Origin of the sequence: Cognatiyoonia sp. IB215182, assembly GCF_033963905.1 — a bacterium.
In the GTDB taxonomy this organism is placed as follows: domain Bacteria; phylum Pseudomonadota; class Alphaproteobacteria; order Rhodobacterales; family Rhodobacteraceae; genus Yoonia.
Genome location: NZ_JAXBMB010000013.1, coordinates 36,474 through 61,800 on the forward strand (window position 1 = coordinate 36,474; position 25,327 = coordinate 61,800).

Genomic DNA, 25,327 nt, shown 5'->3' on the forward strand with positions numbered 1-25,327 from the left:
TTGATTTTCGTCAATTGGGATTCCTCTGCCGGGACTAGCCTTCCTGCAGCGAACACATGCGGTGGAGGAGGAAGCATCATGTTCACACATCCATTGTCACAGCTGACCGCAACATTGGCCTTCGTACTGGCCACATCGACGGGGGCCGCGGCCTTTACCGCCTGTCAGGTCACCGATACCGGCGGGATCGACGACAACAGCTTTAACCAGACCGCCTGGAAGGGTGTGCAGGACGCCATTGCCGATCTTGGGATCGAGGGACGTTTTCTCGAAAGCCAGGCCGAGACCGATTACGAGGCCAACATCAACTCGCTCATCGGCGGACAATGCGATGTGATCATCACGGTCGGGTTCCTCTTGGGCGACGCAACGAAGACCGCGGCAGAGGCAAATCCCGATCAGAGGTTCTCCATCGTGGATTTCGCCTATGATCCGCCATTGGCCAACGTGCTGGGGCAGGTCTACGCCACGGATGAGGCTGCTTTTCTCGCCGGATATCTGGCAGCAGGCATGTCAAAGACTGGCATCCTGGGCACGTTTGGGGGGATCAATATCCCGCCGGTGACGATCTTCATGGACGGTTTTGTGAACGGCGCGAACTACTACAATGAACGCAACGGCACCGATGTAGCCGTGCTGGGCTGGGATACGACCACGCGCGAAGGGCTTTTTACCAACAACTTTGAATCACTTGATGACGGGCGCGCCTTTGCGCAAAACCTTTATGACGAAGGCGCCGATATCGTTCTTCCCGTGGCCGGACCCGTCGGGCTGGGATCGGCAGCACTTGCGGACGAAGTTGGCACCGATCAGCTCATGATCATTGGTGTTGACGCCGATCTTTACCTCACCGACCCAGAAAAAGGGCATGTCTACCTGACCTCGATCACCAAGCGGATGGATTCAACCGTTAGACAAGTGATTGAGATGGCCATGAACGATCAGTTTGAAGGTGGTCTGATCGTTGGTGCACTCGAAAACGGCGGCGTTGATCTTGCCCCCTTTCACGACCTTGAAGGCGCCGTGCCTGACACGCTGAAGGCTGATCTGGCTGACTTGCGCGCCAGTATCATCGACGGATCGGTCGACGTCAGCCCATAGTGGCAGGGCCGGAGCATTCCAATGGATATCACCCTGCGCGGCATCACCAAACGGTTCGGCCCCGTCACGGCGAATGAGGACGTCAGTCTGACGATCCGCGCAGGCGAGGTTCTGGGCCTGCTGGGTGAAAACGGGGCCGGAAAATCGACATTGATGAACGTTCTGTGCGGGCTTTACAGCCCCACGGCTGGCGAAATCCTGATCGACGGGCAGCCAGTTGTTTTCGACGGACCCGGTGATGCTATCCGCGCCGGGATTGGCATGGTTCATCAGCATTTCATGCTGATCCCGGTATTCACGGTGGCCGAAAACGTAGTGCTGGGCGTCGAACCGACCGGGCGCCTTGATCATCTGGACCTGAACGCCGCCCGCGCACAGGTGCAGGCGATCAACGACCGCTACGGCCTGCAGGTGGATCCGGATGCCCGGATCGAAACCCTGCCTGTTGGCGTGCAACAGCGGGTCGAAATCATCAAGGTCCTGTTCCGCGAGGCAGACGTGCTGATCCTTGATGAACCCACAGCCGTCCTGACCCCACAGGAAGTCGACGACTTTTTCGCGATCGTGAAATCCCTGCGTGATGCAGGCAAGGCGCTCGTTTTCATTACCCATAAGCTGAATGAAATCCTGGAGATCGCTGATAGGATCAGCGTCATCCGGCGCGGCCGGATCGTGGGTGAAGGGCTGCCGCGTGACCTGACCCGCCCTGCCCTGGCCGAGATGATGGTGGGGCGACCGGTCAGCTTTGAGGTTGAAAAGGCCCCCTTTGCCCCCGGCCCGGTCCGCCTTGAAACCCATGACCTGACAGTCCTGCGCGACAGCGGCGATGTGGCGGTTGATGGGCTCAACCTCGCGGTCCGGAATGGCGAAATTGTCGGCATCGCGGGTGTGCAGGGCAATGGGCAATCAGCGCTGATCGAGGCGCTCGCCGGGGTCAGACCCTGCGAGAGCGGCCGCGTCACCTTTGACGGAGAGGATATCACGCATCTGTCTGCACGCGCCCGCCACAGCCTTGGCATCGCGCATATCCCGGAAGACAGACAAGCCGCTGGTTTGATTGGCAATTTCACGGTCGCCGAGAACATGGTTCTCGACAGCTATTACGACCCGCGCTTTGCCAAGGGGCCGCAGGTCGAATGGTCCAAAGTACATCAGACGGCCGCCCGCTGGGTGCAGGAATTCGACATCCGCACCCCGTCCGTCTTTGCAAAGGCGGGGCATTTGTCGGGCGGCAACCAGCAAAAACTCATCGCAGCCCGCGAATTGGCACGCGACACCAAATGCGTGATCGCAGGGCAACCGACGCGTGGCCTGGATGTGGGCTCAATCGAGTACATCCACAAACGTCTGATCGCGGCGCGCGACGAAGGTGATGCGGTGCTGCTCGTATCGGCAGAGCTTGATGAAATCCTCGCACTCGCCGACCGCATTCTGGTGATGTTCAAGGGCCGGATCGTCGCGGAATACAGCGCCGATGTCGCCGACAAGGCCCAGATCGGGCTTGCCATGGCCGGCGCCCTGGCAGAGGGCGCATCATGACCGACGCGACCATGCAAAACCTGCTGCAGGGAAAGGCGCTTGGCCGGACCGAGATTGAGGATCTGGTGATCGTTCCGGTTTTCGCCGTGATCACGGCGCTGATCCTGGGGACCGTCACCATGCTAGCCACCAATATTGATCTCGCCACCATCGGACGCTCTTACGTAGCACTTCTGCAAGGCTCTGTCGGTTCGCTGAATGCTGTGTCTGAGACCCTCACGGCGGCGGCCCCATTGATCCTTGCCGGGCTTGGGCTGGCATTGGGCTTTCGCGCCGGGCTCTTTAACATCGGGGCCGAGGGGCAGATCGTCATGGGCGGGCTTGCCGCGGTCATCACAGGCTTCAGCTTCGCCTATCTCCCCGCTATCGTTCTGTTGCCCCTGTCGCTTTTCGCCGGAGCGCTCGCGGGTGGACTCTATGCCTCAATCGCGGGATATTTGCGGGCCGCCACAGGCGCGCATGAGGTGATTTCCACCATCATGCTGAACCTGATTTCCTACCGGCTGCTCGACTACTTTCTCAGCCTGCCATACGTGCAGCAAGAAGGTCGTGCCGACCCGATCTCAAAATCTGTTCCCGATGCGGCAGAGCTGCCGCGGCTTTTGACGGCGCTCGATCCAAATCTGCGGGTCCATGCGGGTGTCTTTCTGGTGCTGATCATGGTCGGGCTGGTCTATTGGCTCTTGTTCCGCAGCAAGCTGGGGTTTGAATTCCGCGCCAGTGGCGAAAACCCCAAAGCCGCGCGCTTTGCCGGCATGCGGTCGGGCATCATCATCGTGGCCGCAATGGCAACAGCTGGCGCACTCGCCGGGCTTGCCGGGGCCAATCAGGTGCTGGGCGTTCTCGGGCGAGCCACGCCCGGATTTTCAGCGGGGCTGGGCTTTGACGCTATCGCGGTGGCCCTTTTGGGCCGCTCACATCCGGTTGGCGTTGTATTCGCGGGCCTTTTGTTCGGCGCGCTTGAGGCTGGCGGAAGGCAGATGCAGGTCGATGCAGGCGTGTCGATCGACCTTATCGGGATCATTCAGGCGCTGATCATCGTCTTTATCGCGGCACCACTTCTCGTGCGCGCGCTGTTTCCATGGGGCTTTCGCCGCAAGAAGGGGGAGACGTCATGATCACCGCCGCAAGCCCTCTGGGCCACAGCCGACAAAGCATGGTGACGGGCATCATTCTGGTGGGATTGGCGATTGTCGTGGTGCTTTTGTTCGCACCCGACGCATCCGGTGAGGCCACCTTCCGTCTGTCGCGCCCCCGCGACCGGTGGGAGATCGCGCCGCTTGTGGTTCCCTCTGGCCCGGTCATCTATGTCATCGCAACCCTTCTCGCGTTCCTAGGCGTGCGGCAATTCCTGCGCGGCGGCGCGCGATGGGCGTTGGTGTCATTGGGCGTGGGGCTCGCCTTTTTTGTCGTGGCCTTTCTGGTTTGGGCCACGGCGGGCAAGGCCTTTTCCCTGACGGGCATGTTGCAGGCCACGATGGTCCGGGCGGTCCCCATCGCATTGGGCGCACTGGCCGGGGTGCTGTCAGAGCGGGTCGCGGTTGTGAATATCGCAATCGAAGGCATGTTGCTGGCAGGTGCCTTTACCGGCGCGCTTGTCGGATCGCTCGCGGGCGGGATCGGCGGGCTGGCCGCTGCGGTGGCCGTCGGCGGGCTTTTCGGGTTCATTCTTGCGGCATTGGTCGTCACCTACCGGATGGACCAGATCATCGCGGGCGTGGTGATCAACCTTTTCGTGCTAGGGCTGACATCCTATGTCAGTAGCCAGGTTTTTGCCGAATATAGGCACCTTAACAACGCCCCCGTCTTTCGGTCGATCAAGATCCCGATCCTTGGCGACATCCCTGTGATCGGGCCAATGCTGTTCAATCAGAATGTGTTTGTCTACGGCGCGCTGGTTATGGTCGCGGTCTCGACCTACTACCTGTTTTACACACGCCACGGGCTGCGCGCCCGCGCCGTGGGCGAACATCCACGCGCCGCCGATACGCTGGGGATCAACGTCTACCGCACACGCTACATCAACGTGACGCTGGCGGGCATGGTCGCTGGCTTTGGTGGGGCGTGGTTCACGCTAGGCTCTGTTGGCCGCTTTGATGAGGGGATGACCGGCGGGCGCGGTTTCATCGGGCTCGCGGCAATGATCTTTGGACGTTGGCATCCTGTTGGGGCGCTGGCGGCAGCACTCGTCTTCGGTTTTGCCGACTCGCTTCAGCAAAAGCTGGCATTGCTGCAAACCCCGATCCCGTCCGAGTTTCTGGCCATGGCGCCCTACATCGTCACGATCATCGTTGTGGCGGGGCTGGTCGGGCGCGCACGTGCCCCTGCCGCAGACGGCAAACCTTATGTGAAGGAATGACAGCTTCGGAGGAAGGCATGCTTCAGAAAGTCCCCAAAATCGCCATCATCTGCTATTCCAAGACGGGGCATTCGCGCAACTTGGCCGAGCGGCTGGCATTGATGCTTGATATCGATGTTTTTGATCTGCACACGAAGCGCTACGGCATGCCGTTCTTTGGTTTTCTGCGCGCCGGTTTCGATAGCGTGCAGGGTAAGCTGCCACCCTTGCAGCACCCATTGCCCGATATCGCAGGATATGACGCTGCGATCATTTGTGGTCCTGTCTGGACGTCATATCCGGCCACGCCGCTGATCAACTACATGCAAGAAGAAACACGGCTACCAGCCGCGCTTGGCCTGGTACTGACCCATAGCGACCCCAAGCGCCCCGACGACGCCTTTGCAAAGGCTGAACAAATCGTCGGTCGGCCTTTTGTCGCCGTCGAAGCGGTTCTGGACAAAGAGGTATTCCTGCCAGACGTTGAAGGGCGCCTTGCCGCTTTCGCAGAAGACATGCGCCTCGCATCGCAAGGCGCGTTAAACATGTCGGGTTGGTGAGACACCAGAACTGGGACCGCCGCCCTGACTAAACCGGCGAGTTGTCGATGTCCTTCCCGCGAGACGGGAACATATCAAGGCTCATCTTGACCAGCTTTCCGGTCTCGACAGTATACTGCTCATAAGCCTTCTCCAGAAAATCCAACTGAATGCGCTGCGCCTCTTCGGCGGATTTGCAATGCAGCAGCGCGTGCTGGGTCCTCACATCCTCACGGATGCGTTCGGCCACGAAACTGACGACCTCGCTGTTCATATCCGCCATCGCCTCAAGCCATTGAGTCCCGATCCAGCGCATGGGGCCGAGCCCCGCATCCTCAAACTGGCGCAGAAACGCCTGGCCCATCGCAAGCGGGTCGCTGCTGCTGGACTTGTCCTTACTTGATTTCGTCATCTTCGCACGCCTCCATCTGAATATGATGCGTCATCCTAGCGCGGTCCCATTCACGATCATTGATTTCCATCAACGCAGGTGACGCCGTGATCGTGGACATCTTGGTCCATGACACATGATCTGACAGTCGGCCTGACCTCGCAAAGCGTCAAGGCCCTGCACGACAGCCACGGCTGGAACGAGTTACCGCAAGGCGCCGGGCCATCACCGCTGCGCATCCTGCTGCGCCAGTTCACCAATGTCCTTGTCATTATCCTGATCATTGCAGCGGCCATCGCGTTTCTAGCCGGTGAACGGATCGACACGATTGCGATTGTCATCGTGATCATGCTGAACGGGGCGCTTGGCTTTGTGCAGGAATGGCGCGCGGAAAACGCGCTGCAGGCGCTGCGCAACATGATGTCACCGCAGGCGACGGTAATGCGCGACGGGGTGCAGATGATGATCCCAGCACGCGATCTGGTGCCGGGTGACATCATCATCGTTGCCGCGGGCGACCGTGTTCCTGCGGATGCTGTCGTTGTCGAACAAACTTCTCTGCAAGCCGATGAAAGCGCGCTGACCGGTGAATCGGTTCCCGTTGCAAAGGATGGGGACGATACTGCGCTTTACATGGGCACCAATGTGGTCGAAGGGCGCGGTCTGGGCCGCGTTTCCGCCATCGGCACCGAGACCCGCTTTGGCCAGATTGCGGTGCTGACAGGATCGGCCGAACAGCGCCAGACGCATCTGCAACGGCAATTGGGCCAACTTGCGCGACAACTAGGTGTTGTGGCCTTGCTGATCGCCGCCGGGATCATGGGATTGGGCGTCTGGAACGGGCAGCCCGCAACCGACATGTTCATGACCGGCATCTCGCTGGCCGTGGCCATGGTGCCTGAAGGGTTGCCAGCCGTTGTCACGATCACGATCGCATTGGGTGCCGCGGCACTCGTGCGCCAGAATGCCCTGACGCGCCGGTTGCAGGCCGTCGAAACGCTGGGTGCAGCTTCGGTGATCTGTACCGACAAAACCGGCACGCTGACCGAAAACAAGATGACGGCCACTGAAATCTGGACGCCCGAAGGCACCTATGCGGTGACGGGCACCGGTTATGATCCGTCTGGCCATATCGCCTTGAACGATGAAAAGCGGCGGGCCTCCAACGACCCTGTGCTCGCGCGGCTGCTTGAGGTCTGTGCGGGTTGTTCCCATGCCAGCCTGCGGCGCCAAGCTGATGAATGGACGATGATCGGCAGCCCGACCGAGGGCGCGTTGTTGACCCTGGCCTACAAGGGTTGGGCCGACCTGCCGGACCCGGCCGATGTGCTTGCAGAGCTGCCCTTCAACAGCGACCGCAAACGGATGAGCATCCTGCGTCGAACGGCGAGCGGCCCACGCGTGCTGACCAAGGGCGCGCCAGAACGATTGCGCGATCTTTGCACGCAAGTGATGGCCCCTGACGGCCCAGAGCCCATGACAGACACATGGCGCGATGTGATCGAGGCCGCCTATACCGACATGGCTGCCAACGGGCACCGCGTTATCGCGCTCGCCGCTGCCGACAACCCGGATGAGGTTCTGCGGGAGGAGGACCTGGTGTTTCTCGGCCTTGTCGGCATCATCGACCCTCCCCGGCCAGAGGTGCCAGATGCGGTCGCCCTGGCTCATGCGGCGGGCACACGCATCGTGATGATCACCGGCGACAGCCCGGTGACAGCGCAAGCCATTGCGAAGGGCATCGGGCTTCACCCGCAATCCGTCATGACCCATGACACCTTGACTGACATGTCGGACATCGATCTTTCAGCGGCACTCGACAATGATACACTGATCGCCCGCGCCGAGCCTGCCGACAAGATGCGCATCGTGGCGCTGCTGCAAGCCAAGGGGCAGATCGTCGCGATGACGGGCGACGGCGTGAACGACGCGCCAGCACTGGAACAGGCCGATATCGGTATCGCCATGGGGATCCGGGGCACAGATGTCGCCAAAGATGCCTCTGATCTGGTGCTGCTTGACGACAATTTTGCCACGATCATCGCCGCCATCCGCGAAGGGCGGCGGCAATTCGACAATCTGCGCAAGTTTGTCCGCTATCTGTTGTCCTCCAATGCGGGCGAGGTTGTGGCCCTTGTCTGCAACATCATCATTGGCGGGCCGCTGATCTTTCTGGCCACGCAGATCTTGTGGATGAACCTGATCACGGACGGTTTGACCGCCGTCGCCCTGGGCCTTGAGAAATCAGAAAAGGGACAAATGCAGGACCCGCCCCGCCCGATGAACGCGCCGATCCTCGGCTGGTCCGGTGTCGCGCTTGTCGCCATCTTTGGGCTTTATACCGGGCTGTCGAGCCTCTGGATTTTCTGGAGCCTTCTGCCACAGGACGAAACGCTGGCGAGGACAGCGGCATTTACCGCCATGGTGGTTTTCGAGAAATTCAGCGTCTTTGCATTCCGATCCTTACGCGCGCCTTGCAGCAGCGTCGGCTGGGCCAGCAATCCGTTCTTGTTGCTGGCACTCTTTGTCACGCTGGGGGCACAGGTGGTGGCAGTCTACTGGCCCCCGCTGCAAACGCTTTTGCACACAACCGGGCTTAGCCTTGCCGAATGGCAGATGATCGGGCTTCTCACACTGCCGCTGATCATTGTGCCCGAAGTTGCAAAGATGATCATGTTCAGGAGGCAGGAAAATGGAAAGTGAACACGGCCATTCCGCTGAAGAGATTGCCGCCCGACTGGACGCGGACACAGACAGCACCCGGCTGCGCGACGCCATTTTTGGCGGCATCGACGGGACCGTGACGACATTTGCCATTGTCGCAGGCGTGCAAGGGGCCGGGCTTGCGCCCGGGATCGTCGTGGCGCTGGGGCTGGCCAATGTCCTGGCTGACGGGTTTTCCATGGCCGCCGGGAACTACGCAGGGACAAAGGCCATTGCCGATGATCGCCGCAGGCTCTGGGCGGTCGAGGAGCGTCATATACGCGCCAATCGGCAAGGCGAGCTTGATGAACTTGACCAGATCCTTGCCCGTCAGGGGTTGCGCGGCCAGGTGCGGCAGGATGCGGGCAAGATGATCAGCGAAGATCAGGATCAATGGATCAAGATCATGCTGTCCGAGGAATACGGGCTGCCCGCCACCGATCCGCGGCCTGTCAGGGCCGCACTGATCATCTTTACCGCCTTTGTCGCTGCGGGTCTTTTGCCGCTCATGCCTTATCTTGTGGGTCTGGGCGCGGCCTTTGGCTGGTCCATCGGTGTCTCGGCAGTGACGTTTTTTGGCATCGGCGCCATCAAAGCCCGCTGGTCTTTGACCGCGTGGTGGAAATCAGGGGTCGAGACGCTGTTGATCGGGGGGACGGCCGCCGCGCTCGCCTTTGCGGTTGGGCGGCTGTTTCATCCATAGTCAAACGACCAGCACGTCGGCCAGGTGATCAGGCAGCGCATCCAAAGGCAGTTGGGTCAGATCCTTTGAGATTTCTGCATGCAGGACGGCACGCAATGGTGGTGTCAGCGCCTGCCGCAGCGCACCCAGCATTGCCGCTGGTGCGATCAGGATCAGACGATGATACTCGTCCTGTGACAGCGCATCAGCAAGATATCGGGCGATATCCTGGGCAAATCCTTGCATGGCCTGCGCCTTCAGATCCGGGTCGGAAATGCCGCCGCGATTGGGTCCCGCTGGTGCATGGGTCACACCCGGCTCATCCGATAACGCCGTCACCGGCCTTGGCTCCAGGTCCGGCGTGCTGTGGCCATAGATGCCTTTGCCCTGCCCCTCATTCACGGCAATGCGCACTTGCCCCGCATCCGCCAATACAATCCATGTCTTGATCGGTTTCATCCTCGGACCCTCGCTGATTTGCCGAGAACTTAGCGGTGGCCAAAGGGTGTGCGGTTGATCTTTCTCAATCATTCGCATCATCCTGAAACGAGCCGATGGACACGAGGATGCGACAATCATGGATCAGGAACTTGACGCTGTTTTGCTGATGGCCCTGCTGGACGCTATTCCCGATGCGGTGCTTGTCGGCGATGCCGCGGGCAATATCACCCGGGCGAACAAGGCAACCGGCGCCCTGTTCGGCTACCGCGCGCAAGATCTGGCCGGTGCGCGCATTAACATGCTGATGCCCGAGGCGATGGCCGCGCGTCATGACGACATCATGGCCAGTTACCTCAAAACCGGGAAATCAAGCATCATTGGCACTGGTCGCTCGGTTGAGGGCAAGCGCAAGGATGGGTCGGTTTTTCCCCTGCACCTTTCCTTGGGCCACGCCAAACACAAGGGACAATCGCATTTTGTCGCCATTATGCATGACCTCAGCCGCCGGGTTGCGGCGGAAGAGGCGCTGGCCCGGTCATCGCGACTGGATGCAATCGGGCAGATGACAGGCGGCATCAGCCATGATTTCAGCAATATCCTGACGGTGATCATCGGCAATCTGGAATTGCTGGAATGCCGCATCAAAGACCCCGATGCGCATGCCATGATCAGCGACGCGCTCGATGCCGCACAGCTCGGTGCCGAACTGACAGCGGGGCTCAGCGCTTTTGGTCGCAAGACCGGATCACAGCAGGATGCGATCAGCGTCAACGATGCCTGCGAGGCGGCGCTAAACCTGATCAGGCGATCCTTTGACGCGAAGTATGAAATTCACGAAGAGCTTGCGACGCCCCTGCCAGCGGTTCTGGCCAATACCACGCAACTGCAGTCGGCACTTATCAACATTGCGCTGAACGCGCGTGATGCGATGCCCGATGGTGGCAAACTGGTTATTCGCACCGAAGAGATGATCATTGATGACAGCTACATCGCCCAGGAACTGGATGTCGCACAGGGTGAATATGTCCGTATCTCAGTCACGGATACTGGCGAGGGCATGGGTCCTGACACGCAGCAACGCGTGTTTGAACCCTTCTTTACGACCAAACCCGTGGGGCACGGGACCGGGCTGGGGCTGGCAATGGTCTATGGGTTCGTGCGGCAATGCGGCGGGCACGTCGCGGTCTACAGCGAGATCGGATTGGGCACGACGATTGCGATGTATTTCCCGATCTTGAACGACGCAGTAGCGGACAGAAAAATCCCCGCCCTGACCCTGCCTCATGTGGGTGCCCCGCGCGGCAAGACGGTGCTTGTGGTTGAAGACAACCCCAACCTGCGCAAGCTGACCCGTGCAAGGCTGCTGGAACTTGGCTATCAGGTGCGCGAGGCCGAACGCGGGGATGCGGCGGCGGAAATGCTGCAAAGCGAACGGGACATCGACGTTGTCTTTACCGATCTTGTCATGCCGGGCGAGTTGGATGGCATCGCCCTTGCCCGTCATATCGTGGCGACCTATCCGCACATTCGGATTCTTCTGACCTCGGGCTATGCGGAAGACCTGCTTGGCAGTGGGAACGAAGACGTTACGCATAAAATCCTGCGCAAACCCTATCGTCAGTCTGATCTGGCCAAGGCGCTTTCGGCCTTGTTTGACAAGGGCTGATCCTTGCAGACCTGCACATCGCAGGTAAACGAATACCCGATCCCCCGGATCGTCGAAATCAGGCGCGGGGCAGCCGGGTTCCGCTCGATCTTCTTACGCAGGCGGGCAATCTGGTTGTCGATCGTCCGATCCAGCGGTGTGTAGCTGTGGCTGCCGATCAAATCCATGAGCTGATCGCGCGATAACACCCGCTTGGGACGTTTCAGGAACACTTCCAGCAGCTTGAATTCCCCGCTGGTCAACTCAATCAGCGCGCCATCCCTGTCGAACAGTTTCATCTCATCAATGACCGCGACCAGATCATCGAACCGCCATGCAGTGGTGCCATTGGCAAATGTCGGTTTGGGTGGGCCATCATTGCGGGCGCGGCGCAGGACCGACTTGATGCGGGCCACGACCTCGCGCAGATGAAACGGTTTGATGATGTAGTCGTCAGCCCCGATCTCAAGCCCCACCACCCGGTCGATCACATCATCCTTCCCGGTGACCATGATGATCGGGACTTTGGACTGGTTGCGCACCGTGCGCGCGACGTCAAATCCATCGTCATCGCCAAGGTCAAGATCCAGCGTTATCAAATCAATTGGATGTGCGGAAACTGCGGCCAGCGTTTCTGCCTTGTTGCCCGCTTCCAGCACTGTCGCGCCCTCACCTTCCAGGCAGCGCCGCAAAACCGTGCGTATCTTGGGATCGTCATCGACGATCAGAATTTGTGTGTTCTTCATTGAGTATTTCGCCCCGAAGTCTCGAGGTATTTAGGAACGCACGCCACCCACGCATAGCCTATCAGGCCCGCCGTTACAAATTGATACAATCGGATACGGTTCCAAAGACGCGCCAGATACAACGCACGCACAGTTTCTTGTCATCAATGTTGAAAGGAAGCTGCCATGTACGTGACGACCCCTCAGCCTGATACTGCCATCCTCGACACCGTTCCGGCCAAGCCCGATATCGCGCATCACCGCACGATGGTCATCAAGCCGGGCAAGCACCTGTTTCACGAAGGTGATCCGGCTGATCATGTTTATGAGGTTGCCAGTGGCGTGCTGCGTCTGACGCGTATCATGGAGGACGGACGCAGGCAGGTTATCGCCTTCGGCTATCCCGGTGACACGGTGGGCTTTCCCAGCGACGGAACCTATCACACCGATTGCGATGCGCTGGTGCCCAGCACACTCGTCGTGCATCGTCGCGCGCATCTTGAGAGCGCCAATGGTGATCCCGTCTTGCATCAGCGATTGCTCAACGCGGCCTTGCGGGAAATCAGCGCCATGCAGGACCATTTCATGATGCTCGGGCGCAAATCCTCGATCGAAAAGCTGGCATCGTTCCTGATGGTTCTGACTGCAAGGGTCGGTCAGGAGCTGGGCGATTATGACGAGGTGACCCTGCCGATGACGCGGGCCGACATCGCTGATTTTCTGGGCCTGACGACTGAGACTGTCAGCCGGACGTTCACCCAGTTACGCAAATCACAGATCATTGCGACCGATCATGCGAACACCGTCATCGTGCTTAAACCGCTGGCGCTGGCCGCAATTGCCGAAGGCGTGCAGGACTAATCCTCTTTCCATTCAAGAAGGGCCGGGGCAGGCAAATGACCGCTGCTCCGGCCCTTCTATTTTATCAGACGTCATCGCTGGGGGTGATCAGATCAGCCTCAAGCGCCGGATCAGGGTCCGGGATCCAGATTGACAAAAGCCCTGCGGTCATCGCGCCAACTCCGAAAAGAACCAGCGTGTAATTCACAACCCAGCCGACAAATGGGATGAAGTTCAGCACCGCAACCGCGCAGATCGCAAGGCCCACAAGGACCAGCTTTACCATTATCGTCGGGTCATCGGTGCCATCGAATGCAACAAAGACACGCCGCGCGATTGCATAGGCCGCCAAAAGATAGCCCAAGGTCCACACAACCAGGATCGCGAAGATCGCAAAGGGGACAAAGGGGATACCCACAATGGTCAGGGCCGTTACCGGCACCATGCCAAACAGTGCAGACAACCCGATCACGCCCAAAAGGAATGTTTGCAAAGGCTGCCGCGTTACCCGGCGCCGCATCTTCTCCACCCGGTCGTCTGCGAAAGTGAAAAAAATTGCCGCCAGAACCAGAAGGAAGATCGCCGAGATCAGAAAGGCCGAAAACATCGACAGCCAGACCGGCAACATCGGCATCTCTGCCCCGCCCCAGTTTTCGTTCCATTCCTGCATGATGCGGTGCTGGTCAAACGGTTCCCGCGTGATCCGTACGGCTGGGATGACGCTGTCTGGTACGCTGATTTCATCCGGCGCCGACAGGATCAAAGTGCCGTCAATGCGGGCATCCGCGCCAAACGTGACGCTTTCGCCCACAATCCAGGCATCGCCTTCAACTGGTGCGTTCAGGTGCACCGTACCGCCAAAGGCGCTGATCGCCCCTGACACCGGCCCCTCGATTGTCACATTACGGCCGAAAAAGCGCAGATTGCCCGAAATCTCTGCCGTCGAGGTACTGCGCACGCTGTACCCTGCTGCGGTCACATCCTCACCCACCGGGGCGGTGATGGTCACCGAACTCCCGGCGGCATAGAGATCCTGCCCAGTTTCGGTGTTGATATTGATATCAAACCCGGCGGCGTGGATATCGCCGCTGGCACTGCCTGATGTCGTGATCACGCTGCCGGCGGCAAAAACATCGCCAGTCGCACTCAGCGTCTGTGTCACGGCTTCGCCCGCCGCATAGGTATCGCCGCCATGTTCGCGGTTCAGGTTCTGGGCCCAGACCGGCCCGGTCAGCATCAGGCCGACCACCGCTATCTGCAGAATGTGTCGCATTGGATTGTCCCTTGCTCGGTCAATTTGCGTGACCGTCCTAAGACAGAAGCGCGCCGGCGGATTGAGCAATGTCAAAGGGCCGCTGTCATGCATCGGCTACAAATCAGGCAGGTGTCGCATTGCCGTGGCACAGACAAAAGATGGAGATTTGATATGCAAAGCAACCTCCCCCCCGCCGCATCCAAGGCCCCCGAACCGCAACCATTCTTTGAGCAGCTGCAAAAAGAGATGGAACAATTGTTCGACCGGTTCCGTGGCTATCCAACCGTCGCCAGCGCGCTACCCCGCCTGGGCCTTGGCGAGGGGCTGCATCCGGCCATCGATATGGCCGAAACCGAAGACGCGGTCGAAATCACCGCTGACGTGCCCGGCGTTGCCGCTGACGATCTGGATGTGTCGGTGCATGGTGACATGCTGATCATCAAGGGCGAGAAATCCGACGAACGCACCCAAGAGGACAAGAACTATCACCTGCACGAACGCAGCTATGGTAGTTTCCGCCGTCAGATCCGGCTGGGTTTCACGCCTGCCGATGATGCGATTGACGGGCATTTCGCCGACGGCGTGCTGCGGGTGAAAATCCCCAAACCGGCCGAGGCCAAAACCCCAAATCGCAAGATTGACATCAAGGCGAAGTGAAACGTCCTGTGCCCGGTCTTACCCGGGCACGCGCAACAGAAGGGATAATGGACCATGCCCCTACGCACCATTCTCGTCTGCCTGACGGGCAGCAAATCTGCCGGGAACCTCCTCAACGCCGCCTCAGTGCTGGCAAGGCGCGACAATGCGCATGTCATTGGGCTTTATGTCACGGAATCGCTGGTCGTTTATCCAGGTATCGCCGTGCACGTTCCGGAAGCCAGCTATCAAAGCTTTCTCGCCAGCCAGCGCGCGCATGCGAAAGAGGTCAAACAGGTTTTCGACGCGCATGCCGATGCACAGGATCACCCTTCGGAATGGCGTCAGATCAGCAGTGAAGGTGGTTTTCTGGCCGACACCATCATCGCGTCGGCCCGCAATGCTGATCTTGTTGTGCTGGCGCAAGAGGATGAGGCCGAAGACCGCCCTGCGATCAGCAACCTGCAGGAACGCGTGATCCGTGAATGCGGACGGCCGGTCCTGATGATCCCAGATGACATGACGCCGGAAAAACTCGGCGAAAACATAGTCCTCGGGTGGAGCGAAACGCGTGAAGCGACCCGTGCGATGCATGATCTGGTCAGTGTGGCCAGCCCTGATGCGCAGGTTCGGCTGTTGCGCGTGGGCAAGGCCCCCAGCAACACGCTGGCCGATCACGCAGCCAATGACGTGGCCACCACGCTGGCTCGGCACGGGCTGAAGGTCGAATTGGCGCACCGCGAAAAGGATGGTGACAAGGTCGCGGACGTCTTGATGCAAGAGGCGTTCGAGACAGGAGCCGATATGCTGGCCACGGGGGCATTTGGCCATTCCCGCGCCTATGACTTTGTCATTGGCGCCGCTACACGCCGTCTGCTGGCCAATGCGAAACTGCCAGTGATGTTTGCCAAATAGCGGATGCGCGGCTGCATTGATCCTGGTCAATGTGCTTTTCGGCAGGACTTGCAGAATACAGGCAATCCGCGAACCCTGCTGATGGGGATTCCCTTGCCTTATCCAATGGAGCGTGACTGCCGATGACAACGCTTGTCACAGACGATCCACCCGGTTTTGCTGTCGCCTTGGACTTACGAGTGGTGACCACGGCCCACTGCCGTGGGTTGGCGGCATCATGACGCAAACCCAGACCGCTCATCCCGTCCCCGCCGTCATCCCGCGCAATGCTTTGGCCCGACATGATGTTCCCAGCGTGCATTCGCACCGGAACCTTGACCGCGCGATCCGCGCCGCCGTGGCCAAGGTCACAGGCGGCATCTCGCCCCATGCGGTGACAGAGACCTGGTTTGACTGGGCGCTGCACCTGTCGCGCGCACCGGGGCGGCAACTGGAGCTGATCGAACGTGCCCAGACCAATGCAGCTAGGGTCGCTGCCTTCGCGATGGGCGCATGGTCGCGCGACCATGACCCGGCAGCAGCCCCCTTTGCCCCGAAAACCTACGACCATCGCTTTGCCGACCCGGCCTGGGATAATCCGCCATTCAACCTGTTCAAACAGGGGTTTCTGGCGGTCCAGGATTGGTGGGATCACGCAACCGACGATATCCGCGGCCTGCAAAAGCAGGATACCGACCGGGCCAAGTTCCAGATCCGCCAAATGCTTGATCTTGTCTCGCCCTCAAACTTCCCGCTGACCAACCCCGAGATCATCGCCGCGACAATGGCCGAGAACGGTCAAAACCTGGTCGCAGGCAGCGCCCATTTCACGAGCGATCTGATCCAGACGATCACGCAGCAACACAAACCCGCGCCAGAGGGCTTTCAGATCGGCAAAGATCTCGCTTGCACGCCGGGCAAGGTGGTCTTTCGCAACGATCTGTTCGAACTCATCCAATACAGCCCTCAGACCGCAACCACATATCCCGAACCGATCCTTTTCGTTCCAGCCTGGATCATGAAGTATTATGTTCTGGACCTGTCCCCCCATAATTCGATGGTAAAATACCTTGTGGATCAGGGCTTTACCGTCTTCATGATCTCGTGGTGCAATCCAACCGCCGATCAGGCCGATCTGTCGCTTGAGGATTACCGCAAGCGTGGTGTGCTGGCAGCCCTTGACGTGATCAACGCCATCATGCCCGATCGGCGCGTGCATGCGAACGGCTATTGCCTTGGCGGAACGCTTCTGTCGATTGCCGCAGCCACCATGGCGCGCGATGGGGATCATCGGTTGGCCTCGGTCACATTGATGGCCGCACAGGTCGATTTCGACCAGGCCGGAGAGCTTTTGCTGTTTGTCGATGAAAGCCAGGTCGCATTCGTCGAGGACATGATGTGGGAACAGGGTTATCTGGACCGCCCGCAGATGACACGCACCTTTGCGTCAATCCGGGCCGAGGATCTGATCTATACCCGTGCGGTCAACCGCTACTTTTTGGGCAAGGAAGACCTGCCAAGCGATCTTTTGGTCTGGAATGGTGACACCACGCGCATGCCCGCCCGCATGCATTCGGAATATCTGCGCGGTCTGTTTCTGGAGAACCGGCTGACATCGGGCCGCTTCGCGGTTGAAGGGCGCGTGATCGCGCTGAAGGACATCGACCTTCCGCTATTCGTCATCGCAACCGAAACCGACCATATCGCGCCGTGGCGGTCGGTCTACAAGACCCGGCTTTTCACCGATTGCGACCTGACCTTTGTGCTGACAAATGGTGGGCATAATGGCGGAATTCTGAGCGAGCCAGGGCACAAGGGCCGGCATTTCCGCATGTCTGATCGCCCTCGCGGTGCCCATTACATGGGACCGGATGACTGGGTCGCTGAACATGAAGAGGCGGACGGGTCATGGTGGCCTGCCTATGCCGACTGGCTGCGCCAGCAGAGCGGTCGCCGGCGCAAACCGCCTGCGATGGGTACCCAGGATCACGGTGCGCTGGCGGATGCGCCGGGTGCCTATATCCATCAGACATGAACGTGATCACAGCGCTTCTGGCGGCTTTGGCGCTGGCCATCGCGGCGCTTGGCCTTTGGCGCTGGTCCGACACGCGGGCCGACGCGGCAGAACGCACCCGCTTGCTGACGTTTCAGCCCGAAACCCCTGCTCTCTTTGATCCGGCAATGGCCGCCGAACTGCCTGAACCCGCGCGGCGCTACTTCACCTATATGATCGCGCCGGGCACCCCGCTTTACACGGTAGTCGAGGTCGATATGCACGGGCAGTTCGGTATGGGCACAAAGGATGCGCCCAACTACGTGCCGATGACAGCGACGCAAACCCTTGCCACGCCGCATGGGTTTATCTGGCAAATGCGCGCGCGCGGTGGCGGCATGTGGCTTTCAGGCTCTGACAGCGGGGCATGGACCCGTTTTTGGCTTTACGATCTGGCGCCCGTGGCACGTGCGGGCGGCGGTGCCGATCACCGCATGTCCGCCTTTGGCCGTTATGCGATTGAGGCGGTGTTCTGGTCGCCCGCCGCACTGTTGCCCGGACCGGGGATAGCGTGGGAGGCGCTTGATAACAACCGAGCACAGGTGACGATCACCCATGACGACCTCGAAGAGGTGATCACGCTGACTGTGGATGCCAACGGGCAGCCGACATCGGTGTCATTCATGCGTTGGAGCAATGAGAACGCTGAAAAGACCTTTCGCCGCCAGCCCTTTGGCGGCACGCTTTCCGATTTCCAGACCTTCGGGGGTTATACCCTGCCGACCCATGTTGAGGCCGGCAATCATTTCGGGACGGATGCCTATTACCCGTTCTTCATCGCGGATGTCTCAGCAGTGCGTTTTCCCTGACCGGGGGGCGGCTTACTTGACCGTCAGATGTGCGCAGGGTGCGTCACGCGCGATCTTTTGTGACGTACTGCCCAAAAGCAGGCTTTGCAGGCCGCCGATCCCCCGCCGCCCGGTCACAATCAGATCAGAACCCGTCTCGCTTGCCAGGCTGATCGCCTCCTCTGATGGGGTGCCGTTGCAGACCGATTGCGTCGCAGGCTCGACCCCGTTGTCCCGCGCGATTGTTGCCGCTTCGGCCATCACAACCTCGCCCGCTTTGGCGATTTCCGCCGCTGTCGGTTGGACCTCCACAGCACCATAGCCAACCGGGACCCCTTTTGACTGCAATTCAGGTGTATGCACCAAATGAATCCGGCCATCGTAACGCTTGGCCAGATCGCAGGCGACCGCCAGCGCACGCCACGCGTGGTCTGATCCGTCGATAGCAACGGTGATATTCTTGAACATTGGGCCCATCCTTTCTTGTCAGCACCCCAAAGCTTATCCCGCGGTCACAGGCGAGCATTGCGCTTTGTCAATTCGCATACCCTTCCATGACCGCCAGTTTGCGGGCCAGCGCATCGCGTTCATCGATCAGGTCCAGCACCAGGGCAACACCCGCCACGTTCAACCCAAGATCACGCATCAATCGCGCCGCCTTGCGCGCTCGGGCGATATGCGGCGGGGCGAATTCCCATTCGGTTGCGGTGCGGGCAACCGGATTAACGACCCCATATTCAACAAGCGTGACGACCCAATTGTCGCTTGTGTCGCAAAACACCGAAAGTTCCGAGAGCGACAGCGTTTCAACCAGATCGGCGCGCGCGCTGCGAGGTTTGGCTTTTTTCATGGCATCATACTCCGAGTTTCGATCGGGGATTGAACGTATCGGTGCGCGCCAGTTGCCGATAAAGATCGCGGGCGGCATCCGACAATTGCGGCGGGTTCACGATTTGCAGCACGGCGTAAAGATCACCCGGCACCGCCGTCGGCATGCCCCGCCCTTGCAGACGCAGCTTTTGCCCTTGGCGCGCATTGGCTGGCACGGTCAGATCGACGGGCCCCGCAGGCGTCGGCATGGGGACTTTGCCGCCCAATGCCGCCTCCCAAGGGGTGACCGGCAATGTCACGTAAAGGTCGCGCCCTTCAACGCGGTAGACCGGGTGCGGCGCAAAGCTGACCTCGATCAGCAGATCGGCGCCGCCACCCCCCTGCCCGGCAAGGCGCAGTTGCTGCCCCGGTAGCACACCTTTCGGGATCGACAGATCGATGTGGCGGGTCTGCAGGGTCATACGGCCCGTCTCATCAATCTGCGGCGATTGCAGTGTCAGTGACCGGGTTGCCCCGGCAATAGCATCTTCCAGCGTGATGGTCACTGCAGCATGCTGATCAGGGCGCATGGCACGCTCCGAAAACGCGGTACCAAAGAAGTCGCGGAACGCGTCAGCATTCACATCGCCCTCGTCAAAGGCAAAACCACCGCGCCAGCGGGTATTTCCGGTCGGCCCGCCCTCGGGCCGCGGCTGATCCCAGTCAGCGCCATAGCGGTCATAGGCCGCCCGCTTTTCGGGATCACGCAGAACGTCATAAGCCGCACTGGCCGCCTTGAACTTGGCATCCGCCTCTGGTCCCGGATTGACGTCCGGGTGATACTTGCGGGCAATCTTGCGGTAGGCACGCTTTATGTCATCGGCGGACGCATCCATCGGGATGCCAAGTGCCTGGTAAAGTGCTGTGTCAACCATCGCATGTTCCTGCTCTTGCGGCGATCATGTTGAAGAGCGGGAAAGGCGCATTGACTAATCTCAATCCCGTTCGCGATGCGCTTGCAAAAAAGCGTACCCGCTTCCCCCATCTGGGTGAGCGTATCTCGCCTTGCCGCGGCTAAGCATGGGCCCGCGGCAATTTCGCCGTTGTTCAGAAGGAGATTTGAAAATGACTGATAGTGACATGCGTGAATTGAACGTTGACGAGCAGATGCAGATCGCCGGTGGCGGCTGGGGATGGGGGATCGTTGGCGGCATTCTTGGTGCAGGCGCGGGCTTTCTAAAGGGCGGCCCGGTCGGCGCTATCGCTGGCGCGGTTGCGGGTGCGACCGTCGGTGCCACCAAGGACAAGGTGAGTGAAAAGGTGTTCAAGGTCACCTTTGGCGGCGGGGGCGGCAGCTCCAACGAACAAGTGCAGCGGATGCACTAGGCACATAGGAAAGGCCTGTGCGATTGCGCAGGCCTTTCCTCTGACATATTCCTTCCCCACCAAGACTGGTCGTGGCCATCTCGCGTCAATGCAGACATGCTGACCCGGCAGTATGCCACCGCTTGTAGCCAATCCCGATTGGCATCACGTCATGCACGCATTAGGTGTTGCCTTGACAAGATCCACCACTCGAAAATCCCGCACTGCAGGAACTGGCAATTGGCGCATATCCTTGTCTTTGCGTTTGACCTGACCGAGGCGTCGCAGGTCAGGCGGATCAAGAGCCTTCAGATGCTGGGGCATTCCGTACAGTCCGCCGCTTTTCGGCGGGGCAATATGAATGCGGATTTTGAGCCGGACTGGCCGAATGTCGATCTGGGATATGTGGCGAATAACAGCTATGGCCGACGCGTGATCGGCATCATGCGCGGTATCTGGCGGATGATGCGGCACAGGCGGCAGGTGAAGGCGGCGGACGTCATCATCGCGCGTAATTTTGACCTCTTGGTCATTGCCTGGGCGGTCAAGCTCCTCTCGGGCGCGCGACGGACACCGCTTGTCTATGAATGCCTCGATATCCACGGGCTGTTTACGCGCGCCGACCGGGTCGGCGCGGTCATGCGCTGGTGCGAAAGGCAGCTGCTGGCGCGGGTGCAGTTGATGATCGTGTCCTCGCCCGGCTTCATCAGCCAGTATTTTGCGCCGACCCAAGGCTATCAGGGGCCCCACGCCCTGATCGAGAACAAGCTCTGGTTCGATGGACCACCGGTTGCTCGTCCTACCGCGCGCAAGTCACACGACCCCCTGACGATTGGCTGGGTTGGTTCGATCCGTTGTGCGCCCAGCTTGCAACTGTTGCTGGCTGCGGCTGATTATTTTGGGGACAGCCTGCGCATTCGAATCCACGGCAATGTCCACCGCCACGTATTGCCTGATTTCGATGATCAGATCGCCGCACGCGACAACATCACCTACTTTGGCGCCTACCAATATCCTGACGGTCTCGCGGCGGTTTACGATGCCTGCGACGTCGTCTGGGCGCAGGATCTTTGGCAGCGCGGGGCGAATTCCGACTGGCTGCTGCCGAACCGCATCTACGAGGCAAGTTGGTTCGGTTGCCCCTCTATCGCTGTGGCCGATACCGAAACCGGGCGCAGGGTGGCAAAAGACGGACTGGGCTTTGTGATCGACGCACCCACAGCCGAAGCACTGATCGAACAGATCGGCGCGCTGACCCCAGAGAAGATCTCAGCCGTCAGCCAGCACTTGCTTGCCACACCGGACAACGCCTTCATGCTGCAGCCAAACGACATTGCGACAGCGCTCGCGCCTGTCTTGCCGCCCTCGCGCTAAAGCCCTGCCCGCGCCTTCAGACGTTTCGCAACTTTCCGCGCCCTGTGACGCAGGACAGCGATGTTATCGGGATAGGACACACCCGGAATCGCATCACCCTTTGCAAGCCTGTCGCGGCTGTCAGCCTCAAACCGCGCCAGCCAATCCGCCTGCGCCTGCCGCTTTTGCCGCTCGGGCGTGAAAGTGCCGGCGTCCGGTACGGCCTCGTCAATCCGCACATCCGTATAATCGGCGATCCGGGCCAGCGCCCCCGACATATCGGCGACAATGTCCTCGTAGTAGAGCTCCAGCGGCTGAATGCCGAGGCACTGCAGAAAGCCTTGCCAATCGGCATTCCCGCGCGAGATGTGGTCCATCTTCGTGGCAATCAAACCCCAGTCGTAGTAGGCGGGCGCAATCTCCGGCATGTCGGAAATCCAGGCACCCGTTTGCTCCGCGCGCGCGAATGAGATCGCTTGCCGCGTCAGATCGCGCCGCCGCAGATGGATGAAATTGTAGGTGAGCGGCTCGGGCTCTTGCACCAGAAAGTCCGTCAAGTGCTCATGGTGCAGTTTGACCGCGAAAACACCATTCGGCCCAGTCCGTTTCGACTTGATGAAATCGAGTGTTGGGGTCTCACCTGCACGCTTGTCCCAGATCTCCCAATTGCCGGGATTGAGATATTCCAGCGGATAGCCAAAGGCGCCAAGACTGTGCAGTTTGTGCCCCAAAAAATGGCTCCCGCAGCGCGGAGTTGTACACAGCGCAACTTTCGTTTTCACGGGCACGGTCGGAAAGTCATAAACCGGATCAAACTGCCGCGACCACAGCCCGGTGTGGCGGTCTGTTGAGGTTTCGGGGTCTGACATCATCCAAGCCCTCCGAGGGATTTGACGGTGTGATCGGCCTCAAAGTCTTGCGTCAATCCTACACCGAAATTGACGGCAAAGGAGATATTCTTGCTGCAACGCAGAATCGCCCTTTTGCAGGTGCGGATGCAAGACCACCGATCTCTGCCATTCGGCGGATTTTCGACGTTTCACGCGCAAAAAACCGTCGCCTCGTACAAGTGTATGAAACGAAACGGTAAATAATGATGTTTTTCCCGGCACGCGATTTTTCTCGCTCAAATTCTGGGCGACGTCCGTTATGACCTCACGACACGTATGGCGGTTTTTCGCCGATTTCGCGCAACGCAGGGATGAATCGCTGCAATTGCACAAAGGTCTGTCACGTTAATTTCGTTCACTGAGTCGCAAACGTGGGGGCACGAAAATGGCGATGATGGATAGTGTGGGCTTCTCAGCCTTTGACGAAAGACCTTTACCAGTTTCCACCACAGTGACGAGTGCCAAAGAACCAGCAAAAGCGCTTGGCGGCATCGCCAAACGCGGGCTTGATATACTGATCGCGGGAACGGCTCTGACGCTGCTCGCACCGCTCTTTCTGCTTGTTGCTGCGGCGGTTAAGTTCGCCAGTCCGGGACCGATCTTTTACGGCCACAAACGCATCGGCCATGGCGGTGCATCGTTCCGCTGCTGGAAATTCCGTTCGATGGTCACAGATGGCGACCGCGTACTTGAGGAATATCTCGCCAAGCACCCCGATGAACGAGACGAATGGGAAACCACCCGCAAATTGCGCAATGATCCGCGTGTGACTCGTATCGGTGCTGTATTACGTGCCTACAGCGTTGATGAACTGCCGCAGCTGATCAACGTGCTCCTCGGTGACATGAGCATTGTCGGCCCACGCCCCGTCGTTCAGGACGAGCTGGACATGTATGGCGAGGCCGCCCCGCTTTACCTCAGCACGCGGCCGGGCATTACCGGTCTTTGGCAAGTCAGCGGGCGCAGTGACACAAGCTACGACCAGCGTGTCGCGCTTGATACGCGCTACGTCCAGGCGTGGTCGCTGTGGTCGGATCTGGTGATCATCCTGCGCACTGTCCCCGCTGTCATTTCCTCAAAAGGGTCGTACTGACCCGCACCCACCTCTCAGAGAGGTCGAAGATGTTGTTCAATCGTCTTGGAACCTTTGTTCTTGTCCTACTGCTTCCCGTGTCCCTGTGGGCAGAGGGTTACCGCGTGGGCATCAACGACAGGCTGACAGTGCAAATTGCCGTCTGGGACGAGCTGAACACCACCGTGACCGACCTGCCCGGCATCTCTGGCAGCTATCCCGTGGGCGCGGGTGGCATGATCTCGTTGCCATTGGCCGGATCATTTCCTGCCGCTGACCGCACATTGGACGCCATCGCTGCAGATATCGAGGAAGCGTTGACCGCCTATGTCGGCATCGGCCAATCCGCAGGTGCCGCCCTCAGCGTCGAACGTTACGCCCCGATCTTTATCAGCGGCGAGGTCAAGACACCGGGCGTCTATGACTTCACGCCCGGCCTGACCGTCCAGCAGGCCCTAGCGATGGCTGGCGGGGCTGGCACGCTTGAACCGCCCGAAGGGCAGGAGCGGAACTTTCTGTCTGCGCGGGGTGCCATTGCCATGCTGCAGCAAGAGCTGATGTTCCTCACCGCAAAACGCGACAGATTGATCGGGGAGATTGATGGCACGACATCGGTCCTGCCAACGGAGACCAGCAACACAACCGCCTGGGCGGCGGAAGAGGCTATCCTCGCCGCGCGGAACGCCCGCTATGAACACGAACTGCAATCGATCGCGCGCACCAAGGCCACATTGCAGGAAGCGACGGCCGTGTTGCAGGACAAGTTGGAAAACAACCGCGTACAACTCGCCGCCGGACAGGCCGAGCTTGATCGTGAAGAGGAACTGGTCGAACGCGGTCTTGTCGCATCCGTCCGCGTCTTTGAACGCGCATCTTACGTCAATGAACTTGAAAGCCGCATCCTCGACATCGAACGCAGCCTGGTTCTCGCCCAACAGGACATCCAGGAGCTTGAGCGCAACGAAAGCGTTCTTCTGGCTGTCCGGGACGAAGATAACGCCACAAAGCTGCAAGAGGTCGAGGCGCAGATCGCCGAGACCGAAGCACAACTGCGCACGCAATACGATCTGCTCTCTGCGGCAGCTGGCCAACAGATTGCGCTGATGGCGGGGGTCGACCCGTTGACCGCCGAAATCGGCCTGACGATCACGCGTGTGCGCGGCGGGCCGGCGACACTCAGCGCCGATATGCAGACGGTGATGATGCCGGGTGATGTGGTGACCGTCACTTACGTCGCACCTGCGACACCGTCAAACTAGGGGGCTGG

25 protein-coding genes are annotated in these 25,327 nt (G+C 59.8%); 17 read left to right on the forward strand and 8 right to left on the reverse strand.

The features are described 5' to 3' along the window. The first annotated feature begins 78 nt into the window (after nucleotides 1-78). The 5 genes from SLH47_RS21645 to SLH47_RS21665 are packed head-to-tail and all read left to right on the forward strand — an operon-like array spanning nucleotide 79 to nucleotide 5,538. A complete protein-coding gene (locus tag SLH47_RS21645; RefSeq protein ID WP_320242573.1) occupies nucleotides 79-1,101 on the forward strand; it encodes a BMP family ABC transporter substrate-binding protein in 1,023 nt (340 codons plus the stop codon). A 21-nt stretch (nucleotides 1,102-1,122) separates the two neighbouring features. Continuing rightward, nucleotides 1,123-2,640: an ABC transporter ATP-binding protein gene (locus tag SLH47_RS21650; protein ID WP_320242574.1), complete on the forward strand. Its 1,518-nt coding sequence runs from the start codon at nucleotides 1,123-1,125 to the stop codon at nucleotides 2,638-2,640. Beyond that, nucleotides 2,637-3,758 carry an ABC transporter permease gene (locus SLH47_RS21655; protein ID WP_320242576.1) on the forward strand — a complete coding sequence of 374 codons (1,122 nt, stop codon included), beginning with the start codon at nucleotides 2,637-2,639 and terminating at the stop codon, nucleotides 3,756-3,758. The genes SLH47_RS21650 and SLH47_RS21655 overlap by 4 nt, the downstream gene beginning before the upstream one ends. Continuing rightward, entirely contained in the window at nucleotides 3,755-4,999 is a 1,245-nt protein-coding gene (locus SLH47_RS21660; protein WP_320242578.1) for an ABC transporter permease, read from the forward strand. Before SLH47_RS21655 ends, SLH47_RS21660 begins: the two co-directional genes overlap by 4 nt. A 17-nt stretch (nucleotides 5,000-5,016) precedes the next feature. Beyond that, nucleotides 5,017-5,538: a hypothetical protein gene (locus SLH47_RS21665; protein ID WP_320242580.1), complete on the forward strand. Its 522-nt coding sequence runs from the start codon at nucleotides 5,017-5,019 to the stop codon at nucleotides 5,536-5,538. A 28-nt stretch (nucleotides 5,539-5,566) separates the two neighbouring features. On the opposite strand, the gene SLH47_RS21670 is transcribed toward SLH47_RS21665, so the two are convergent. Next, on the reverse strand, nucleotides 5,567-5,929 hold the full coding sequence (locus tag SLH47_RS21670) for a phasin family protein (RefSeq protein WP_320242582.1): 363 nt from the start codon (nucleotides 5,927-5,929) through the stop codon (nucleotides 5,567-5,569). A gap of 108 nt (nucleotides 5,930-6,037) precedes the next feature. On the opposite strand from SLH47_RS21670, the gene SLH47_RS21675 reads away from it, so the two are divergent. Together SLH47_RS21675 and SLH47_RS21680 are read left to right on the forward strand one after the other, a co-directional pair. After that, on the forward strand, nucleotides 6,038-8,611 hold the full coding sequence (locus SLH47_RS21675) for a cation-transporting P-type ATPase (RefSeq protein WP_320242584.1): 2,574 nt from the start codon (nucleotides 6,038-6,040) through the stop codon (nucleotides 8,609-8,611). Continuing rightward, nucleotides 8,601-9,314, forward strand: a complete 714-nt coding sequence (locus SLH47_RS21680; protein ID WP_320242586.1) for a VIT1/CCC1 transporter family protein — start codon at nucleotides 8,601-8,603, stop codon at nucleotides 9,312-9,314. Before SLH47_RS21675 ends, SLH47_RS21680 begins: the two co-directional genes overlap by 11 nt. On the opposite strand, the gene SLH47_RS21685 is transcribed toward SLH47_RS21680, so the two are convergent. Next, nucleotides 9,315-9,752: a host attachment protein gene (locus SLH47_RS21685; RefSeq protein WP_320242588.1), complete on the reverse strand. Its 438-nt coding sequence runs from the start codon at nucleotides 9,750-9,752 to the stop codon at nucleotides 9,315-9,317. Between the two features lie 118 nt (nucleotides 9,753-9,870). On the opposite strand from SLH47_RS21685, the gene SLH47_RS21690 reads away from it, so the two are divergent. Beyond that, a complete protein-coding gene (locus SLH47_RS21690; RefSeq protein ID WP_320242590.1) occupies nucleotides 9,871-11,400 on the forward strand; it encodes a PAS domain S-box protein in 1,530 nt (509 codons plus the stop codon). Here SLH47_RS21690 and SLH47_RS21695 read toward each other — a convergent pair. Further along, a complete protein-coding gene (locus SLH47_RS21695) occupies nucleotides 11,352-12,125 on the reverse strand; it encodes a response regulator transcription factor (protein WP_320242592.1) in 774 nt (257 codons plus the stop codon). The genes SLH47_RS21690 and SLH47_RS21695 overlap by 49 nt on opposite strands. A 165-nt stretch (nucleotides 12,126-12,290) precedes the next feature. Here SLH47_RS21695 and SLH47_RS21700 point away from each other — a divergent pair, with 165 nt between their 5' ends. Further along, nucleotides 12,291-12,965, forward strand: a complete 675-nt coding sequence (locus tag SLH47_RS21700; protein ID WP_320242594.1) for a helix-turn-helix domain-containing protein — start codon at nucleotides 12,291-12,293, stop codon at nucleotides 12,963-12,965. A 64-nt stretch (nucleotides 12,966-13,029) separates the two neighbouring features. On the opposite strand, the gene SLH47_RS21705 is transcribed toward SLH47_RS21700, so the two are convergent. Continuing rightward, the gene (locus tag SLH47_RS21705; RefSeq protein WP_320242596.1) at nucleotides 13,030-14,217 is read right to left on the reverse strand and encodes a hypothetical protein; all 1,188 of its coding nucleotides are present in this window, start codon (nucleotides 14,215-14,217) and stop codon (nucleotides 13,030-13,032) included. Nucleotides 14,218-14,370: 153 nt separating this feature from the next. Here SLH47_RS21705 and SLH47_RS21710 point away from each other — a divergent pair, with 153 nt between their 5' ends. The 4 genes from SLH47_RS21710 (at nucleotide 14,371) to SLH47_RS21725 (ending at nucleotide 18,591) form a co-directional block, all read left to right on the forward strand. Further along, on the forward strand, nucleotides 14,371-14,856 hold the full coding sequence (locus SLH47_RS21710) for an Hsp20/alpha crystallin family protein (RefSeq protein ID WP_320242598.1): 486 nt from the start codon (nucleotides 14,371-14,373) through the stop codon (nucleotides 14,854-14,856). A gap of 54 nt (nucleotides 14,857-14,910) precedes the next feature. After that, on the forward strand, nucleotides 14,911-15,750 hold the full coding sequence (locus SLH47_RS21715) for a universal stress protein (protein ID WP_320242600.1): 840 nt from the start codon (nucleotides 14,911-14,913) through the stop codon (nucleotides 15,748-15,750). A 217-nt stretch (nucleotides 15,751-15,967) separates the two neighbouring features. Next, a complete protein-coding gene (locus SLH47_RS21720; protein WP_320242601.1) occupies nucleotides 15,968-17,764 on the forward strand; it encodes a PHA/PHB synthase family protein in 1,797 nt (598 codons plus the stop codon). Further along, nucleotides 17,761-18,591 carry a DUF6544 family protein gene (locus tag SLH47_RS21725; protein ID WP_320242602.1) on the forward strand — a complete coding sequence of 277 codons (831 nt, stop codon included), beginning with the start codon at nucleotides 17,761-17,763 and terminating at the stop codon, nucleotides 18,589-18,591. Before SLH47_RS21720 ends, SLH47_RS21725 begins: the two co-directional genes overlap by 4 nt. A 12-nt stretch (nucleotides 18,592-18,603) precedes the next feature. On the opposite strand, the gene SLH47_RS21730 is transcribed toward SLH47_RS21725, so the two are convergent. The 3 genes from SLH47_RS21730 to SLH47_RS21740 all read right to left on the reverse strand — a co-directional run bounded on the left by SLH47_RS21730 (nucleotide 18,604) and on the right by SLH47_RS21740 (nucleotide 20,315). After that, nucleotides 18,604-19,038, reverse strand: a complete 435-nt coding sequence (locus SLH47_RS21730) for a universal stress protein (protein ID WP_320242603.1) — start codon at nucleotides 19,036-19,038, stop codon at nucleotides 18,604-18,606. Nucleotides 19,039-19,105: 67 nt separating this feature from the next. Further along, nucleotides 19,106-19,420 (reverse strand): chaperone modulator CbpM, encoded by a 315-nt coding sequence (locus SLH47_RS21735; RefSeq protein WP_320242605.1) that lies wholly within the window; start codon nucleotides 19,418-19,420, stop codon nucleotides 19,106-19,108. A 4-nt stretch (nucleotides 19,421-19,424) separates the two neighbouring features. After that, the gene (locus SLH47_RS21740; RefSeq protein WP_320242607.1) at nucleotides 19,425-20,315 is read right to left on the reverse strand and encodes a DnaJ C-terminal domain-containing protein; all 891 of its coding nucleotides are present in this window, start codon (nucleotides 20,313-20,315) and stop codon (nucleotides 19,425-19,427) included. Nucleotides 20,316-20,505: 190 nt separating this feature from the next. Between SLH47_RS21740 and SLH47_RS21745 the strand changes: the two genes are divergently transcribed. Continuing rightward, on the forward strand, nucleotides 20,506-20,766 hold the full coding sequence (locus tag SLH47_RS21745; protein ID WP_320242609.1) for a Blp family class II bacteriocin: 261 nt from the start codon (nucleotides 20,506-20,508) through the stop codon (nucleotides 20,764-20,766). Nucleotides 20,767-20,985: 219 nt separating this feature from the next. Next, the gene (locus tag SLH47_RS21750) at nucleotides 20,986-22,119 is read left to right on the forward strand and encodes a glycosyltransferase (RefSeq protein ID WP_320242610.1); all 1,134 of its coding nucleotides are present in this window, start codon (nucleotides 20,986-20,988) and stop codon (nucleotides 22,117-22,119) included. Here the strand turns inward: SLH47_RS21750 and SLH47_RS21755 are convergent. Then, nucleotides 22,116-22,967, reverse strand: coding sequence for a Stf0 family sulfotransferase (locus tag SLH47_RS21755; protein ID WP_320242612.1), 852 nt, complete (start codon nucleotides 22,965-22,967; stop codon nucleotides 22,116-22,118). The two genes, SLH47_RS21750 and SLH47_RS21755, sit on opposite strands and share 4 nt — an antisense overlap. Before the next feature lie 406 nt (nucleotides 22,968-23,373). Here SLH47_RS21755 and SLH47_RS21760 point away from each other — a divergent pair, with 406 nt between their 5' ends. Then, entirely contained in the window at nucleotides 23,374-24,081 is a 708-nt protein-coding gene (locus SLH47_RS21760; RefSeq protein WP_320242614.1) for a sugar transferase, read from the forward strand. A gap of 29 nt (nucleotides 24,082-24,110) precedes the next feature. Then, on the forward strand, nucleotides 24,111-25,319 hold the full coding sequence (locus tag SLH47_RS21765) for a polysaccharide biosynthesis/export family protein (protein WP_320242616.1): 1,209 nt from the start codon (nucleotides 24,111-24,113) through the stop codon (nucleotides 25,317-25,319). Nucleotides 25,320-25,327 lie beyond the last annotated feature (8 nt).

Coding starts and splice junctions, on each gene's coding strand:
- SLH47_RS21645 (WP_320242573.1), top strand. CDS start 79: ATGTTCACACATCCATTGTCACAGCTGACCGCAACATTGGCCTTCGTA.
- SLH47_RS21650 (WP_320242574.1), top strand. CDS start 1,123: ATGGATATCACCCTGCGCGGCATCACCAAACGGTTCGGCCCCGTCACG.
- SLH47_RS21655 (WP_320242576.1), top strand. CDS start 2,637: ATGACCGACGCGACCATGCAAAACCTGCTGCAGGGAAAGGCGCTTGGC.
- SLH47_RS21660 (WP_320242578.1), top strand. CDS start 3,755: ATGATCACCGCCGCAAGCCCTCTGGGCCACAGCCGACAAAGCATGGTG.
- SLH47_RS21665 (WP_320242580.1), top strand. CDS start 5,017: ATGCTTCAGAAAGTCCCCAAAATCGCCATCATCTGCTATTCCAAGACG.
- SLH47_RS21670 (WP_320242582.1), bottom strand. CDS start 5,929: ATGACGAAATCAAGTAAGGACAAGTCCAGCAGCAGCGACCCGCTTGCG.
- SLH47_RS21675 (WP_320242584.1), top strand. CDS start 6,038: ATGACACATGATCTGACAGTCGGCCTGACCTCGCAAAGCGTCAAGGCC.
- SLH47_RS21680 (WP_320242586.1), top strand. CDS start 8,601: ATGGAAAGTGAACACGGCCATTCCGCTGAAGAGATTGCCGCCCGACTG.
- SLH47_RS21685 (WP_320242588.1), bottom strand. CDS start 9,752: ATGAAACCGATCAAGACATGGATTGTATTGGCGGATGCGGGGCAAGTG.
- SLH47_RS21690 (WP_320242590.1), top strand. CDS start 9,871: ATGGATCAGGAACTTGACGCTGTTTTGCTGATGGCCCTGCTGGACGCT.
- SLH47_RS21695 (WP_320242592.1), bottom strand. CDS start 12,125: ATGAAGAACACACAAATTCTGATCGTCGATGACGATCCCAAGATACGC.
- SLH47_RS21700 (WP_320242594.1), top strand. CDS start 12,291: ATGTACGTGACGACCCCTCAGCCTGATACTGCCATCCTCGACACCGTT.
- SLH47_RS21705 (WP_320242596.1), bottom strand. CDS start 14,217: ATGCGACACATTCTGCAGATAGCGGTGGTCGGCCTGATGCTGACCGGG.
- SLH47_RS21710 (WP_320242598.1), top strand. CDS start 14,371: ATGCAAAGCAACCTCCCCCCCGCCGCATCCAAGGCCCCCGAACCGCAA.
- SLH47_RS21715 (WP_320242600.1), top strand. CDS start 14,911: ATGCCCCTACGCACCATTCTCGTCTGCCTGACGGGCAGCAAATCTGCC.
- SLH47_RS21720 (WP_320242601.1), top strand. CDS start 15,968: ATGACGCAAACCCAGACCGCTCATCCCGTCCCCGCCGTCATCCCGCGC.
- SLH47_RS21725 (WP_320242602.1), top strand. CDS start 17,761: ATGAACGTGATCACAGCGCTTCTGGCGGCTTTGGCGCTGGCCATCGCG.
- SLH47_RS21730 (WP_320242603.1), bottom strand. CDS start 19,038: ATGTTCAAGAATATCACCGTTGCTATCGACGGATCAGACCACGCGTGG.
- SLH47_RS21735 (WP_320242605.1), bottom strand. CDS start 19,420: ATGAAAAAAGCCAAACCTCGCAGCGCGCGCGCCGATCTGGTTGAAACG.
- SLH47_RS21740 (WP_320242607.1), bottom strand. CDS start 20,315: ATGGTTGACACAGCACTTTACCAGGCACTTGGCATCCCGATGGATGCG.
- SLH47_RS21745 (WP_320242609.1), top strand. CDS start 20,506: ATGACTGATAGTGACATGCGTGAATTGAACGTTGACGAGCAGATGCAG.
- SLH47_RS21755 (WP_320242612.1), bottom strand. CDS start 22,967: ATGTCAGACCCCGAAACCTCAACAGACCGCCACACCGGGCTGTGGTCG.
- SLH47_RS21760 (WP_320242614.1), top strand. CDS start 23,374: ATGGCGATGATGGATAGTGTGGGCTTCTCAGCCTTTGACGAAAGACCT.
- SLH47_RS21765 (WP_320242616.1), top strand. CDS start 24,111: ATGTTGTTCAATCGTCTTGGAACCTTTGTTCTTGTCCTACTGCTTCCC.